The organism is Acidiphilium sp. MT5, from assembly GCF_054767495.1.
On sequence record NZ_BAABMR010000001.1, the window covers coordinates 149,910 to 164,312 of the forward strand.

Annotated in this window: 15 protein-coding genes; 11 read left to right on the forward strand and 4 right to left on the reverse strand. The window is 59.8% G+C overall.

All coding sequences use genetic code 11. The annotated features are described in order from the left end of the window. Positions 1-7 precede the first annotated feature (7 nt). From ACYUCQ_RS00700 to ACYUCQ_RS00740, 9 genes are all read left to right on the forward strand, one after another. Positions 8-3,073 carry an efflux RND transporter permease subunit gene (locus ACYUCQ_RS00700; RefSeq protein ID WP_460252573.1) on the forward strand — a complete coding sequence of 1,022 codons (3,066 nt, stop codon included), beginning with the start codon at positions 8-10 and terminating at the stop codon, positions 3,071-3,073. Positions 3,074-3,154: 81 nt separating this feature from the next. Next, positions 3,155-3,796, forward strand: a complete 642-nt coding sequence (locus ACYUCQ_RS00705) for a Pr6Pr family membrane protein (protein WP_460252574.1) — start codon at positions 3,155-3,157, stop codon at positions 3,794-3,796. Between the two features lie 45 nt (positions 3,797-3,841). Further along, positions 3,842-4,582 (forward strand): ABC transporter ATP-binding protein, encoded by a 741-nt coding sequence (locus ACYUCQ_RS00710; RefSeq protein ID WP_460252575.1) that lies wholly within the window; start codon positions 3,842-3,844, stop codon positions 4,580-4,582. Beyond that, on the forward strand, positions 4,579-5,388 hold the full coding sequence (locus ACYUCQ_RS00715) for an ABC transporter permease (protein ID WP_460252576.1): 810 nt from the start codon (positions 4,579-4,581) through the stop codon (positions 5,386-5,388). The genes ACYUCQ_RS00710 and ACYUCQ_RS00715 overlap by 4 nt, the downstream gene beginning before the upstream one ends. Before the next feature lie 14 nt (positions 5,389-5,402). After that, positions 5,403-6,068 (forward strand): histidine phosphatase family protein, encoded by a 666-nt coding sequence (locus ACYUCQ_RS00720; RefSeq protein WP_460252577.1) that lies wholly within the window; start codon positions 5,403-5,405, stop codon positions 6,066-6,068. 98 nt (positions 6,069-6,166) lie between these two features. Beyond that, positions 6,167-6,913 (forward strand): lipid-binding SYLF domain-containing protein, encoded by a 747-nt coding sequence (locus ACYUCQ_RS00725; RefSeq protein ID WP_460252578.1) that lies wholly within the window; start codon positions 6,167-6,169, stop codon positions 6,911-6,913. A gap of 42 nt (positions 6,914-6,955) precedes the next feature. Next, positions 6,956-7,432, forward strand: a complete 477-nt coding sequence (locus ACYUCQ_RS00730) for a YcgN family cysteine cluster protein (RefSeq protein WP_460252579.1) — start codon at positions 6,956-6,958, stop codon at positions 7,430-7,432. Next, entirely contained in the window at positions 7,429-8,148 is a 720-nt protein-coding gene (locus tag ACYUCQ_RS00735; protein WP_460252580.1) for a M48 family metallopeptidase, read from the forward strand. The genes ACYUCQ_RS00730 and ACYUCQ_RS00735 overlap by 4 nt, the downstream gene beginning before the upstream one ends. After that, complete coding sequence (locus ACYUCQ_RS00740) at positions 8,103-8,732, forward strand: Maf family protein (protein WP_460252581.1); 630 nt, start codon at positions 8,103-8,105, stop codon at positions 8,730-8,732. The genes ACYUCQ_RS00735 and ACYUCQ_RS00740 overlap by 46 nt, the downstream gene beginning before the upstream one ends. 10 nt (positions 8,733-8,742) lie before the next feature. On the opposite strand, the gene hrcA is transcribed toward ACYUCQ_RS00740, so the two are convergent. Next, the gene (gene hrcA / locus ACYUCQ_RS00745; protein WP_460252582.1) at positions 8,743-9,828 is read right to left on the reverse strand and encodes a heat-inducible transcriptional repressor HrcA; all 1,086 of its coding nucleotides are present in this window, start codon (positions 9,826-9,828) and stop codon (positions 8,743-8,745) included. A 66-nt stretch (positions 9,829-9,894) separates the two neighbouring features. Between hrcA and rph the strand changes: the two genes are divergently transcribed. Then, positions 9,895-10,623, forward strand: a complete 729-nt coding sequence (gene rph, locus ACYUCQ_RS00750; protein ID WP_460252583.1) for a ribonuclease PH — start codon at positions 9,895-9,897, stop codon at positions 10,621-10,623. Positions 10,624-10,625: 2 nt separating this feature from the next. Further along, positions 10,626-11,240: an RdgB/HAM1 family non-canonical purine NTP pyrophosphatase gene (gene rdgB, locus ACYUCQ_RS00755; RefSeq protein ID WP_460252584.1), complete on the forward strand. Its 615-nt coding sequence runs from the start codon at positions 10,626-10,628 to the stop codon at positions 11,238-11,240. Here rdgB and ACYUCQ_RS00760 read toward each other — a convergent pair. Genes ACYUCQ_RS00760 through ftsZ form a run of 3 tightly spaced genes read right to left on the reverse strand, consistent with a single transcriptional unit; the run spans position 11,215 to position 14,399 of the window. Beyond that, positions 11,215-11,814, reverse strand: coding sequence for a glutathione S-transferase N-terminal domain-containing protein (locus ACYUCQ_RS00760; protein ID WP_460252585.1), 600 nt, complete (start codon positions 11,812-11,814; stop codon positions 11,215-11,217). The two genes, rdgB and ACYUCQ_RS00760, sit on opposite strands and share 26 nt — an antisense overlap. A gap of 59 nt (positions 11,815-11,873) precedes the next feature. Continuing rightward, positions 11,874-12,746 (reverse strand): ion channel, encoded by an 873-nt coding sequence (locus ACYUCQ_RS00765; RefSeq protein WP_460252586.1) that lies wholly within the window; start codon positions 12,744-12,746, stop codon positions 11,874-11,876. Between the two features lie 9 nt (positions 12,747-12,755). After that, on the reverse strand, positions 12,756-14,399 hold the full coding sequence (gene ftsZ / locus ACYUCQ_RS00770; protein WP_460252587.1) for a cell division protein FtsZ: 1,644 nt from the start codon (positions 14,397-14,399) through the stop codon (positions 12,756-12,758). Between the last annotated feature and the right edge of the window lie 4 nt (positions 14,400-14,403).

Here is a 14,403-nt window from a genome sequence, read left to right on the forward strand (position 1 = left end):
GCGCGTCATGAAAAACCTTACCGCACTTTTTATCCGCAGGCCGGTACTGTCCCTCGTGGTCAGTGCCATTATTCTGGTGCTCGGGCTGCGGGCGATGGGCAGTTTGCCGGTGTTGGAATATCCCAAGACCGAGAACGCGACCATCACGATTACCACGACCTATCCTGGGGCCGATCCGAATACCATGGCCGGCTTTGTTACCACGCCCATCGAAAACGCGGTGGCGCAGGTGAACGGCATTGATTACATTACCTCATCGAGCCAAACCGGGATTAGCACCATCACCATCAATTTGGTGCTGAATTACAATCCGGACAAAGCCCTCACTGAAATCCAAGCACAAATCCAATCGGTGTTGAACCAACTGCCGAGCGGCACCCAGCAGCCGCAATTGAAATTGCAGGTTGGTCAGACATTGGATGCGATGTATATCGGCTTTAAAAGTTCTGTGCTCACGCCAAGCCAGATCACCGATTATCTGGTGCGCGTGGTGCAGCCGCAACTGCAATCGGTGCAGGGTGTGCAGACCGCCGAAATTTTGGGCGCGCAGAATTTCGCTATGCGGATCTGGCTCGATCCCAACAAGCTTGCTGCGTATCATTTGACCGCGAGCGATGTGTATACGGCGTTAGCCGGCAATGATTTTATCAGTGCGCTGGGCAACACCAAAGGCCAGATGACGCAAACAACGCTAACGGCTTCGACCAGCTTGCATTCGGCGGCGGAATTCCGGCAGTTGATTGTTTCGCAATCGGGCGGACAATTGGTGCGGCTTGGCGATGTGGCGACGGTCAAGCTTGGTTCGTATACCTATGAGGCGAATGTCGCGTTTGATGGCAAAACCGGCGTTTATATTGGCATTCAGGTGGCGCCGAATGCTAATTTATTGTCGGTGATCAAGGGGGTTCAGCAGCGGTTTCCGGCGATTCAGGCCGCTTTGCCCCAAGGGCTGCAAGGCACGATTGTTTACAACTCGGCCAAATTCGTGACGGCATCGATCAGTGACGTGATTGCCGCCTTGATCGAGGCGTTGCTTATTGTGGTCGCGGTGGTGTTTGCGTTCTTGGGCACGCCGCGCTCGGTCATTATTCCCGTGGTTGCGATTCCGCTGTCATTGATTGGCACGTTCGCGGCCATGCTGATTTTGGGCTTCACCATCAATTTGCTGACCTTGTTGGCGCTGGTGTTGGCAATTGGCTTGGTCGTTGATGACGCGATTATTGTGGTGGAAAACATTAATCGCCATCTGGCGGATGGCGAATCGCGGTTCGAGGCGGCGCGCAATGCGGCGGCGGAATTGGCCAACCCGATTATCGCAATGACGGTGGTGCTTGCCGCGGTTTACGTGCCCATCGGCTTTCAAACTGGCCTGACCGGTGCGTTATTTACCGAATTTGCCTTCACCTTGGTTTCGGCGGTGACGATTTCAGCGATCATCGCGCTGACCCTCACCCCGATGCTCAGCTCGAAATTATTGCGCGCGATTGGGCCAGATGATGCTGGCTGGGAAGGGCGGTTGGTTGGGTCAATCGATCGTAGTTTTGATCGTGTGCGCCTATTTTATATGCGGCTGCTGCGCAGCGCGTTGCAGACCGTGCCGATCATTTTGATGTTCGGCGCAATTGTGTTGGGCAGTATTTATTTTCTGGCGAGCAGCGCCAAGAGTGAACTCGCCCCGCAGGAAGATCAGGGCGTGGTCATTTTGGCATCAACGGCAGCGCCGAATTCCACGCTGCAACAGCGGGTGATTTATGCGCATGAGCTGAACAAACTGATGTTCAGCCACAAATCGACCGATCATACCTTCCAGATCAACACACCAACAATCTCGATTGCGGGCATGGTGCTTAAGCCTTGGGATCAGCGCGCAAAAAATGCGAGCGTATTGCAGAATGAGATCCAAAATCAGGCCTCGGCGGGCATTCCTGGCGAGCAGATTGCGGCTTTCCAACCGCCCTCACTGCCGGGCTCGCAGGGGTTGCCGGTTCAATTCGTGATCAAGACCACCAATAATTTCCAGGAACTCAACACTGTTTCGCAGAAATTGCTGCAAGCGGCGTTGTCGACGGGTGATTTCATCTTCTTGCAAACCGATTTGAAAATCGATCAGCCGCAAGCGACGGTGGAAATTGACCGTGCCAAGGCGGCTAATCTCGGTTTGACGATGAGCGATGTTGGTGCTGCGTTGTCACGCGCGTTGGGCGGGGGTTATGTCAATTATTTCAGCCTGGATAATCGCTCTTATGAAGTGATCCCGCAGGTGGCGCAGAAATTCCGCCTGAATTCCGAGCAGGTTCTGGGCTATCCGGTTGCTACGGTGAATGGGGTATCGATCCCTCTCGGTTCGATTGCGCATATCGCCCATATCGTTATTCCGGAATCGGTCAATCATTTTCAGCAACTCAATTCGGCGACGATCCAAGGCGTGGTCGCCCCTGGGGTGGCTGAGGGAACCGCGCTGAAGGTGCTGGATGGTTTGGCCGCGAAAAATCTGCCGTCGGGATACGCCGTCGATTATGGTGGGGCGATGCGGCAATTCGTGCAGGAGCGCAGCGGGTTTTTGGCAACGTTTGGATTTGCGGTGATTGTTATTTTCTTGGCGCTGGCCGCTTTGTTCAATTCGTTCCGTGATCCGTTGATCATTCTGGTGTCGGTGCCGATGTCGATTTTCGGCGCGATGCTGTTTATCAATCTGGGTTTCGGTGGTCTCTCGATTAATATCTATACCGAAGTCGGCTTGGTCACGCTGATGGGGCTGATCAGCAAGCATGGTATTTTGATCGTCGAGGTCGCGAATGAGGCGCAGCGGGACGGCATGAGCAAGCTTGAGGCGATTGAGCACGCGGTGAATATCCGGCTCCGGCCGATTTTGATGACCACCGCCGCGATGGTGCTGGGCGTGGTGCCGCTGATTTTGGCGAGTGGGGCCGGGGCGGCGGCGCGCTTTAATATGGGTGCGGTGATTGCGGCAGGCCTGTCGATTGGCACGTTGTTCACCCTGTTCGTGCTGCCGGCAGTGTATCTGGTCGTTGCCGAGCAGCATCAAGAGGGTCGTGAGGCGACCATTGAGTGATTGGCCGATTTGGGGGTGAGTGCGGTTTGGTGATCGTAAAGCCGGTTTCTTTCCGCAGGTGATGGCGTCATATTGGTTGCGATGAACCGCCAAACCCTCACCAGGATACTGGCTGCTTTCGGCGCCGTTCTCGTAGGAGCCGCTTTGGTTGGGCAGTTTTGGCTCCTGCGCGGGGTGATTGCCGGGCAAGGTGGCACGACGCTGTTGGCGATCTGGCGATTTCTCGGGTTTTTTACAATCTTGACCAATATTCTGGTTGCTCTGACCTTCACCCATGCGGCCTTGCGACCACAGCGCCGCACCGGGTTGGGATCATTTCGGTTCGAGGCGATGGTCGCGGTGTCGATCCTGCTGGTCGGTATGGTCTATACAGCGGTGTTGCGCGCTCTATGGCAACCGACCGGGGCGCAGAAATGGGTCGATGCCGGGCTTCATGACGTATCGCCCATCCTGTTTATTATGTTCTGGTTGCTGCGTCCCCATGGGTGTTTGCGTTGGCGCCAACTGCCGTGGTTGCTGATTTGGGCGGCGCTGTATTGTATTTATGCGCTGAGCCGCGGTGCCGCTGATGGCTGGTATCCCTATCCTTTTCTGGACGCCGCCAAATTATCGTCCGCGCATTTGATTTTCAACATCGTCGTGCTGATTGGGGCCTTTGCCTTCGTGTCTGCGGCGCTCACCGCGCTGGATCAATGGCTCGGTCGCGCGCGGCGCCACCGTTAACGGGGTGACTTTGCGAATGGCGTGCTTGCCCCTATGTGCAGATTCATGGATGCGCTTATCGTCACGGATTTGGTCAAACGCTTCGATGCGGTAACAGCGGTCGATCGGGTCAGCTTTTCGCTCGCCCAGGGCACAACCGTCGGGCTGCTCGGCGGCAATGGGGCGGGGAAGACCACGACAATTTCGATGTTACTCGGTATTTTGCTGCCCGATCAGGGCCGGATCGTGGCGCTGGGTCATGATATTGCGCAGGATCGGTTCGCGGCGTTGGCGCGGATGAATTATTCCTCGCCCTATGTCGCTTTGCCGATGCGCCTCACTGTGGCTGAAAATCTGCGGGTTTATGGGCATTTATATAATGTGCCACAGCTTGAGCGACGGATTCGCGACTTGGCTGAGGAATTCAATCTGGGTGATTTTTTGCATCGTCGGGCGGGTGCGCTGTCGGCGGGCCAGAAAACCCGGGTTGCGCTGGCTAAGGCTCTGATCAATCAGCCGGATTTGTTACTTCTCGATGAGCCGACGGCGAGCCTTGATCCGGATACGGCGGATTATGTGCGCACCCGCCTTGAGATTTATCAGCGTGCGAGTGGTGCGGCGATTTTGCTGGCCTCGCACAATATGGCCGAGGTCGAGCGACTCTGTGCTGATGTGTTGATGCTGAAATCAGGCCGCATCGTTGATCATGGCACGCCGGGCGATTTGATCGCGCGCTATGGTCGCACCGATTTGGAGGATGTTTTTCTGCAAATTGCCCGTTTTGGCGCGCACGGTGTCGGCGCATGAGTCGGTTCGTGCAATCGGCCCGGCGGGTTTGGGGATTGATGTATCGCCATCTGTGCCTCTATCGAAAATCCTGGCCGCGTTTGCTGGAGCTTGGCTATTGGCCCACGTTGGAATTGCTGATTTGGGGTTTCACCGCTCGATTTTTGTCAAATGAGCATCCTGGTCCGGTGATGGCGATTGGGGCTTCATTGATCGGCGGGGTGTTGTTGTGGGAGGTGGCGCTGCGCGCGCAAATCGGCGTGACGCTGTCATTCCTGGAAGAGATTTGGTCGCGTAATTTGGGACATGTTTTTGTCAGTCCGCTGCGGCCTTATGAGCTGATCCTTAGCTTGTTGGGGGTGTCGGTGATGCGGGCGCTGGTTGGCCTCACCCCGGCGACAATTCTGGCGGCGTTGCTGTATCATTTCAACGTGTTTGCCATTGGCCCGATGCTGATTTTGCTGATGCTCAATTTGTTCCTGATGGGTTGGTGGATGGCGTTGCTGGTGATTTCGCTGTTGTTTCGCTACGGCGCCTCGGCTGAGGCGCTGGCGTGGACGCTGGCGTTTGGCCTGACGCCGATTGCGTGTGTGTTTTATCCGATCACCGCCTTGCCGGGCTGGTTGCGGCCGGTCGCGGTGGCGCTGCCGGCTGAGCATATTTTCGCCGGCATGCGCGCGGCCTTGGCGCAGCACGCGCCCGCCTGGGGGCAGCTTGGTAGCGCTTTTGCGCTCAATATTCTGTGGAGCTTGATCGCTGTGCTGGTTTTTGCAGCCCAGTTCCGCGCCGCGCGCCGCACCGGTGCCTTGATTTCCATCGGCGAATAGGGCGTTTGCGCTCCATGCAGCGCACCACCACCCGATTCTGGTTGATCCGCCACGCGACGGTCGCGCCCGAGGCGCTCGCCGTGCTTTATGGGCAGCGTGATGTGCCGGTTTGCGGTGACCGGATGCTGACGGATGTGCCGCGCTATACTTACCTGGCCCGCGTTTTACCCCGTAACGCGGATTGGCTGGTTACCCCGCTGAGCCGCACCCACCGCACCGCCGAGGCGATCAGCCGCGCTGGGTATGGCACCACCAATCCGGTCGTCGAGCCGGGCTTGATTGAGCAAAGCTTCGGCCAATGGGAGGGGCGCAGCATGACCGAGTTTGCCGGCGCCCGGGCCGAGCACCCGTTCTGGCCGATTGGCGGCGACGCCGAGCCACCGGGCGGGGAGAGCTTTGCCCAGCTGCGCAGCCGCGTGGGGGCGGCGCTGACGCAGCGCACCGAAAACCATCTGGGTCGCGATATTGTCGCTATTTCCCACGGTGGGGCGATCCGTGCGGCCATCGCCCATGCGCTGAGCCTATCGGCGCATCAGGCGCTGAGTCTTGCGATTGAAAATTTGTCGCTGACCGTGCTGGAGCACCACACGAGCTGGCATCCGACGCCGGCGGCCACACCCAAGGCGATTGCCGAAGGGGCTTGGCGAATCGTAACAATTAATGAACATTCTGCCATATAAGTCGTTTTTCGTCCGCTGCCACACAATTTACATAAGCGCGTGCTCCATAAGTACTTGCCTCAATAGAATGATCGATTAGCCGAAGGGAGATTTATCCAATGACCATACGCTCCGCCGCGAAAGCCGCGACCCGCCGCTTGTTCAACCATAAATTCAGCCGCCTTGGCTTTGCGTCCGTGATGCTGGCCGTGCCACTCGCGGCCTGCTCGACGGGGTCATCCGCCGCGAATGGCAATGGCGCGCAAGTCCTGGTCGATCGCTCGACGCTGACTGTTGAGACCATGCTCGGTGGGGGCGGCGCAGCGGGCAATCAGGCCGCGCAGTTTCTGCGCCGTGCCAAGGCTGTGGTGGTTTGTCCGCGTATTTTCAAAGCGGGCTTTTTCATCGGTGGCGAGGGCGGCGATTGCGTGCTGGTGTCGCGCGCGGCCAATGGTTCTTGGTCGGACCCTGCTTTCTATTCGATGGGGAGCGGCAGTTTTGGCCTGCAAATCGGCGCACAGGATGCCGAGGTCATGATGATGCTGATGAACCAAACGGCACTTGATGCGTTCCTGAACAGCCAATTTAAAGTGGGGGCTGATGCCGGGCTTTCAGTGGCCACCATTGGCGCGGGCATTGGCGGCTCGACCGGCACGGCGCTGGGCGCGGACATTGTCACCTTCACCAAGTCACGTGGCCTATATGGTGGGGTCTCGCTCTCGGGCTCGGTTTTCTCCAATGATTCGGCGTTGGATCAGCAATATTATGGCCAAAGCGTTGGGCCCCGGCAGATCGTGGTGAATATGGCCGCACAGAATGCGGGGGCCAATCCGCTTCGCGCGATGTTGGGACGCTTCGGCGGCTGATCTTCACTTCCATCGCGTAGCGACACGCGTTACCATGGGTGCATGCCCAAGGCCGACGCGGAACCATTCTGGCAGGCCAAGCGCCTCGATCAAATGACCGAGGCGGAATGGGAGTCGCTATGCGATGGCTGCGGGCGTTGCTGCCTGCATAAATTGCGCGATGAGGATACCGGTGCGCTGTCCTATACCAATGTCGCGTGTCGCTTGCTGGATACGAATAGCTGCCAATGCAGCAACTACGCCCATCGGCGTGATTTTGTGCCCGATTGCATCAGCCTAACCGCGCAACTGGTTGCCGAATTGGATTGGCTGCCGCCCTCCTGCGCCTATCGCCGATTGGCCGAGGGGCGCGGACTGGCACCGTGGCACCCGCTGATTACCGGCGATAAAATGAGCCCGCAGGTGGCGGGGGCGAGTGTCGCGGGCCGGGTGATCAGCGAGGAGCATGCGGGCGATTTGGAGTATCATCTGGTCGATTGGCCGCAGCGCGACGTGCCGCGTCGCGGGCGTCGGCGATGAGCGTGAACCAACCCGATCAAGAACAAATTCTGGTTGCCGGGCGCCCCGCCGGGCTACGCTGGCGCCGCAATAGTCGCGCCCGCCGGGTGGCTTTGCGGATCAGTCCGCTGGATGGCGAGATTATCATTACGCTCCCGCCCCGTGCATCACGCCATGCCGGCTTGGCGCTGCTGCGTGCGCATGAAAATTGGGTTGCGGATCGGCTGGCCGCCTTGCCCAAACCCAGCCAGTGGCGATCGGGTGGCACGGTGCCGATTAACAATATCCCGCACCGCATTATCCATGATCCGCTCTGGCGGGGGACGGCGCGCATTGCGCTCCGCCCGGAGCCGAGCATCACGCTGGGCGGCGGCGCCGAGTTCCTGACGCGGCGCTTGCGCGACGCGTTGATTGCCCGTGCCCGCACGCAATTCACCGCGAAAGCCACCGCCAAAGCGATTTTGATCAATCGCCGCATCACCGGCCTGCGGATCAAGGATACCACCTCGCGCTGGGGCAGTTGCGCGCCGGATGGCACGTTGATGTTTTCCTGGCGCTTGATCATGGCCCCTGATTTTGTGCAGGATTATGTGGTTGGCCATGAAGTCGCGCATTTGCGGGAGATGAATCACAGCCCAGCCTTTTGGTCGCTCGCCGAGCGACTGACCCCGCATCGCGAGGCGGCGACGCAATGGTTGGCTGCGCATGGCCCGGCGTTGCTGCGGATCGGCGCGTGATTATTCTGGCCAGCGCCTCAGCCACGCGAGCGGCGATTTTGCGCAATGCCGGCGTGGAATTCGAAGCGATGCCTGCGCATATCGATGAATCGGCGATCAAGCACGCGGGTGCGGCGGCAGGCGAGGCACCCGGTGCGGTGGCGCAAACATTGGCGCGGCTCAAAGCGCAACGGATTGCGGCGCGCTGGCCAGACGCGCTGGTGATTGGCGCCGATCAAATTCTGTCGGTGGGTGATGTTTGGTTGGACAAGCCGGAATCAGTGACCGAGGCTGCCGATCATCTGCGCCGCTTGCGCGGCCAGACCCACACCCTGCATACGGCGGTGTGTTGCCTGCGTGATCGCCAGATGATTTGGCAGCATATTGCCGCGCCGACTTTGACGATGCGCGCCGTGCCGGATGATTTTATTGCCGATTATCTGGCGGCTGAGGGCGATGATTGTCTATCCAGCGTCGGTGCTTATCGGCTCGAAGGGCGCGGTATTCAGCTCTTCGAGCGCATCGATGGTGATTATTTTTCGATCCTTGGTTTGCCGATTTTGCCTTTGCTGGGATTTTTGCGCCAGCACGGCACACTGCGCTGATCGGTTGGTTTTATCCCAATAGTCGCCCGATTACGCGGGCGGTGTAATCAACGACGGGGATGATCCGGCCATAATTGATCCGCGTCGGCCCGATCACCCCGATGGCCCCGACGATACGGTCATCGCGATTGCGGGCAGGTGCCACGATCATCGACACGCCGGCGGTGCCGAACACGCTGCTTTCCGCGCCGATGAAAATCCGCACCCCATCGGACCCTTCGGCCAGCTCAAGCAATTTCAGCATGGTTTCCTGATGTTCGAGCTGATCGAATAAGGTTTGGATGGCACCCAGCTTCTCCACCTGATCGATATCCGCAAGCAGGCGCGCCTGCCCACGCACGATCAGCGACCCGCCACGGCCCTCGGCGGACCAGGTGGCCAAGCCGGCCTCCACCACGCTGCTCGCCAGCGCATCGAGCGCGGTGCGGCTCGCCGCCCGGTCTTCGGCGACGCGCGTGCGCAATTCTGGTAAGGTTCGGCCCGAGAGTTGGGCGTTCAAGTAATTGCCAGCCTCTTGCAAGGCCGAAGGCGGCAGGCCAGGGGGAATTTCGATCACTCGGTTTTCCACCTGTCCATCGGCGGTGACCAGCACCACCAGCGCGCGGCCCGGCCCGAGCGGCACAAACTCGATATGCTTGATTGGCCCTTCGGATTTTGGCGCGAGCACCAGCCCTGCCGCTGAGGACAGCCCGGCGAGCAAGGTCGAGGCTTCGGTGAGCACATCCTGCATCGAGCGGTTGGATTGGCTGAGCGCATGCTCGATCACGTCGCGCTCATCATCGGATAATTCGCCGAAATGCAGCAGCCCATCAACAAATAATCGCAAGCCGCGATCGGTGGGCAGCCGGCCCGCCGAGACATGCGGCGAGAAGAGCAGCCCGGCATCGGTCAAATCTGCCATCACGTTGCGAATCGTCGCCGCCGAGAGGTTCAGCGGTAAGCGGCGTGACAAGGTGCGGCTGCCGACGGGCTCGCCGGTTTCAACATATTGTTCGACAATTTCCCGCAAAATTGCGGCGGAGCGGGCATCGAGTCCGGGTGGAATCCGCCCCGGCGCGCCATGCGAGGGGCGCTTGGGTGATTGGCTCTGGTCCATACGCCTAGAGTCGGCTATCGCAACGCGGAAATCAAGCATCAAGACCCCCAACCGCAGGAGCCTATCATGACCCTCTTCACGCGCCCGTCGGGCCGCGCCCATAATGCCCTGCGTCGGGTTGAAATCGTCACCGGCTTTTCGCACCATGCCGAAGGCTCGGCGTTGATCCGCATGGGCGGCACTGAAGTGCTGTGCGCCGCCAGCGTTGAGGGAAAGGTGCCAGGCTTTATGCGTAATTCCGGCCAAGGCTGGGTGACGGCTGAATATGGCATGCTGCCCCGCGCCACCCATACGCGCGGTGATCGCGAAGCCGCGCGTGGCAAGCAATCGGGCCGCACCCAGGAAATCCAGCGCCTGATTGGCCGCTCATTGCGTGCCGTGGTGGACCGGGCGGCCTTGGGCGAAATGACCATCACCCTCGATTGCGATGTGCTGAATGCGGATGGTGGTACCCGTTGTGCCGCGATCACCGGCTCCTATGTGGCGCTTGCCCTCGCGATTCGCCATTTACAGAGCAAGAATGTGTTGAAAGCCAACCCGCTGATCGGCCAGGTTGCGGCGGTATCCTGCGGGATTATCGAGGCGACTGGCGTGCTCGATCTGGATTATGCGGAAGATTCCAACGCCGAGGCCGATGCCAATTTCGTGCTCACCGCTGGCGGCGGCATTGTCGAAATCCAGGCGACCGCCGAGAGAGCGACCTTTAATGACGCGGCGTTCGCACAATTATTGGGTTTGGCGCGAATCGGCACGGATGCGCTGTTTGCCGCCCAACGCGCCGCCCTCGGCGCATAATCATGCTGCGCCTGATGCCGGGCCGCCCGCTGGTGATCGCCACCCATAACCAAGGCAAACGCCAGGAGTTCGCAACGCTCCTGGCGCCAGCAGGGATTATATGCACCGATGCGGCGGCGCTCAATTTGGCCGAACCCGCGGAAACCGGCACGGATTTCGCAGAGAATGCTCAGATCAAGGCGCTGAGTGCGGCGCGCGCGACCGGTTTGGCCGCACTTGCCGATGATTCCGGCTTGTCGGTTGCCGCTCTGGGGGGCGATCCTGGTTTGCGGTCGGCGCGCTTTGCCCAAGAATGTGGTGGCTACACCGAGGCGATGGCGCGGTTGATCGCGGCCAGCCGGGGCGATACGCGCGCTTGGTTCACCTGCGCGCTGTGTTTGGCGATGCCGACCGGCGAAACCGCGACCTATCTCGGATTTTGCCACGGCAATATTGCCGAACATCCACGCGGCACCAAAGGTTTTGGCTATGACCCGATCTTTGTGCCCTCCGGCCAAACGGCAAGTTTTGCCGAATTATCCGCAGAGCAAAAACACCAAATCAGTCATCGCGCGCGCGCGATCAGCCAGTTCCTCGCGGTGCTGCCGGTGCTCAGCCAGGGGGCGGCGCGGTGTTGATCATGGCCGGCAGTTCCGCGATCGGGGCGAACCAATCTGCCAGCCTTGGATGATCGGACCGCCAATTCTCCGCACCGAACCTGAAATCTAAATAGCCCAGGGCGCACGCCACGCTCACAGCGCCAATATCCGCCAGCGCCCCCAAGGATTCACGCTCAAGCATCGCGAGTGCGCGGTCCACCACCAATTTTTGCCGCGCCATGAAGCTTTCGCGTGCGGCATCCAGCGGTTTGGCGCTCTCCATCCGCCGGGCTACCGCCGCATCCAAAATACCATCGCCCACCGCTTGTAATCGCAACGCCACCCAGCGTGCTGCGCCTGCCTGCGGAAAGAGTGGCAACGCATCGCCGACCCGATCCACATATTCGCAAATCACCGGGCTATCGAACAAGGAAAATCCGTCCTCGGTGAGTAAGCAGGGCACTTTTGAGAGTGGGTTTTCGGCGATCAGTGCGGCGGGGCTGTCATGCGGATTGGTCGGGATTTTCTCAATCCGCTGGTCAATATCGCGGAGTATCGCGCAGACCATCACTTTGCGCACATAGGGGCTGGTCGCTGAATAAAATAACTTCATCGTTCCGGTCCTCATCGTTCCCTGTCATTTTTGTCGGGGCAGCGCTGGTTCAAGCCCGTTCAGCCATCAATCTCGTGAAATAACGTATAATCGATGGCAAATGTGCCATCATCGGCGCGGTCAAAAATATCGGCAAAGCGTTCGCCGAACCGAATATCGGCGGGTCCGTAAACATGCCGTGCGGTAACATTGGTCAGGAGCGTATCATCAAGCCCGGTGAGCATCGCCAGAAATACCATATTCTGGGCGAGCATCGCTTGGGTATCTAACCCGTAAAGCGGGCTCTCCGGACCCAGACGATGAATGACGGTCCAGGACAGCGCGAATGCGGGCGAATGGGCGCGCTCTAACGGGATATCGATCAGGCGACGCATGGCATTGGCGTCTTCATCGACCTCATCGCGGATCAATGTGAGGGTCATGCGGGCATCGGTGAGTTGGTTGCGCCGCTGATTGGCGACGCGAAACATCAAGGCGTTCTCGCCGCGCAAGCGATGCACCACCATAATGCGTGAAAACAGCACCCGCGCCTGTGGCCGCGAGAGTCGAGCGAATAACAGGCCGGTCGCCAAGGCGGTCGATAGCAGGCCGATGATGATTTCGACGCTCGCGATTGAATTGGCCAGGATTGATCGTGGATAGAGCGCGCCATAGCCGGTTGTGGAAAATGTCTGCACCGAGAAAAACACATCATCGCCGTAATTGCCCGGCCTTGCGCCGCCAATGCCGCCCGAGAGTGCATAAATGACGCCAAAGAACAGGTTGATAACCACGATACTGCTCGCAAGGAGCGCTAACAGCGCTGGCAGCCGCATGGTCATCAATCCATGAAACACATCACCAAGGCCCGATCGCGCGAGGCCGCGCCGCTCGATCCGGCGCAGCACATCGGCGGAAAATGGCGCGGCTTGCTTAGGGGGGCGCCGCGCCATTTTGCGCATTCAGGATTGTTGGCGGCGCAGGAACGCTGGGATCTCTAACGCCACATCGTCAGCATGGGCCTGCCGGACCATTGGCTGCGGTGCCGCCGGCGCTTGAGCTTGCGGCGCATGGTAGGTCGGTTGTTGCATCATCGGGGCGGCATGCGGTGACGTTGCCATTTGCGGATGCGGGGCAGGGGCCATGTAGCCCCGTGACGGCTCCCCCCGTGATGGCTCCCCACGTGACGGCTCTAAGCGAGGCGCTTCGGCGCGGGGCGCCTCAGGCTCGGCTGCGCGGAAGCCGCTGGTCATCCGTGAGAACAGGCTCGCACGCTTGGCCGGCTCCGGCGCGGGCGCACGCGGCGCCTCACGATAGGGAACCGCAGCCGCCGGCGCCCGCAACGCGGGGCCCATGCCATAGGGGCTCATCGGCGCGGGCTGACGCGTCTCTTCGATGGCGGCGGATTGATCAAGCACAATCGGTGCCGCTTCGCCGACCACGCTGAGGGAGGGGCCTTGCGGTTGCATCGCCGGGTGCAAGCCCTGCGGCGCGATGCCGGGCTGGCCGCCACCCTGCTGCATCATGCCGATCGGCTGGCCATGGGCTTGAGGCATTGTTCCGGCGACGGCATCGACCATCATGTTGCCGCCACCCACCGCGACCAGCCGGGGCCGCTCGGCCTGGGCCGGGGTTGCTGTGTCAATGCCGGTTGCAACCACCGAAACCCGCACCCGACCGCCTAAGCTCTCATCAAGCGCCATGCCAAACATGATGTTGGCGTCTTCGTCCGCCTCTTCGCGAATCCGGTTCGCGGCTTGATCGACTTCAAACAACGTCAAATCGGAGCTACCCGTAATGTTGATCAACAGGCCACGCGCGCCTTTCATGTTGGTCTCTTCCAGCAGCGGATTCGAAATTGCGGCCTCCGCAGCGCGCATTGCCCGGTCTTCGCCTTCGGCTTCACCGGTGCCCATCATCGCTTTGCCCATCTCAGACATCACCGAGCGGACGTCAGCATAGTCAAGATTGATTTCGCCGGGTACCACCATCAAATCGGTCACGCCGCGAACGCCCATGTATAACACATGGTCAGCCATCGCGAAGGCCTCTTTCCAGCCGGTGCGTTCATTGGCGACCTTGAACAAATTCTGGTTCGGAATAACGATCAAGGTATCAACAAAATTTTGCAGCTCGGCGATGCCTTCCTCGGCGGCGCGCATCCGCCGTTTGCCTTCAAACGCGAAGGGTTTGGTCACCACACCGATGGTTAGAATGCCGCGCTCGCGTGCCATCCGCGCAATTACCGGCGCCGCGCCGGTGCCGGTGCCACCGCCCATGCCAGCGGTGATGAAGGCCATGTGGGCGCCATCAAGCTGGCGGGCCAATTCATCTTCAGCTTCCTCGGCTGAGGCCCGGCCAACTTCGGGCTTGCCCCCAGCACCGTTGCCTTGGGTGATATGCGGTCCGAGCTGGATCCGCCGCTCAGCGCGTGACAGCAAAAGCTGTTGCGCGTCGGTATTGGCGACAACAAACTCAACACCCGGCAAATTCAACGCGATCATGTTATTCACCGCATTGGTACCACCGCCGCCGACACCGAACACGGCAATCCGTGGGGTGAAATCGGTATGATTGGTTTTTTGCACTGTTAGATTGAGCGTCATGGGA